The sequence below is a fragment of the Singulisphaera rosea genome (assembly GCF_054877945.1).
The window spans coordinates 1-1146 of sequence record NZ_JBTYIP020000084.1; the positions used below are offsets into that span (position 1 = coordinate 1).

Sequence of the window (1146 nt, forward strand, 5' to 3'; positions counted from 1 at the left end):
AACGCCTCAAGGGACTCGCCCAAATCTTCTCGATCTCGGTCGCCGCATTCTCCGTCATGGATAACCATCTGCACGTCCTCGTCCGCCTCGACCCGGACCTGGCCTGGGGCTGGTCCGATGAGGAGGTCGTGCGACGCTGGGGACGACTCTTTCCGCCCCGCGATCGGTCCCGGCAACCCTTGCCCGTGTCCGACGAGTGGGTGCAGGGACGGCTCAAAGACGTCGAGTGGGTGGCGACGGCGCGACGACGTCTCCAGAGCCTCAGTTGGTTCATGAAGTGCCTGAAGGAGCCCCTCTCTCGGCTCGCCAACCGGCAGGACGATTGCCGGGGAGCGTTCTTCGAATCGCGCTTCAAGAGCGTGGGGATCCTCGATGAAGAGGCGCTGCTGGCGACCTGTGCCTACATCGACCTCAACCCTGTGGCGGCCGGCCTGATCGATGTGCCCGAGGCGAGCCCGCACACCTCGATCAAGGAGCGGGTCGATCACGTCAAGGACCAGGAGCGGTGCGAGGACCTCGAGGCGTCGCGTCGCGGTAGCGTTGCGGGGTCGGACGCGTCGTCGGGGCTTGAGGAGTCCCTGTGGCTATGCCCGGTGGAGGATCGCCGCCAGTTGGATTCGGCTCGGGAAGGGATGCTGGAAGGTTTCCCGCTGGGGAGCTATCTGCTGCTGGTCGACTACACCTCCCGGCTCTTCCGGGAGGGTAAGGCGATGGTAGGCCGCGAGGTGTCCGAGATCCTCGATCGGTTAGGGTCGAGCGCGGAGACCTGGCAAGCACGACTCGAGGGATTGAGGAAGGGCCGGTTGCTGGGGCGATTCCTGGCGTCGAGCCGATCGCGTCTCGCGGAAGTCGCGGCCCGTCTGGGCGTGGGTCGTGTGGCGAATCTCAACGGTTGCCCCGCCGTCTGAGGTGCAGTTGAGACCGAGCCCGCCCGTCTCATGATCGGTAAGTCTGCGTCCTGCACCTCCCGAATCGTGGGGACTCCGGATTCTTGTTAAGACGTTCGTGTCGTCCCGGTGCAACGGGCCTTCGACCGGTGGCGTCTCGCCCCGAGGCTCAAGGGAGCAGTCCGTGAATCGCATCCGGTGGCCATTGGGCTGTCGTTGCTTTGACACTCCGCTTTGCATGTCCTTTCTGGTCTTCCCA

1 protein-coding gene is annotated in these 1146 nt (G+C 64.8%); it reads left to right on the forward strand.

Annotation, left to right across the window (positions count from 1 at the left end):
* Nucleotides 1–908 (forward strand): transposase (locus ACYOEI_RS41045; RefSeq protein ID WP_462856472.1); only part of this gene is annotated, 908 nt, incomplete at its 5' end.
* Between the last annotated feature and the right edge of the window lie 238 nt (nt 909–1146).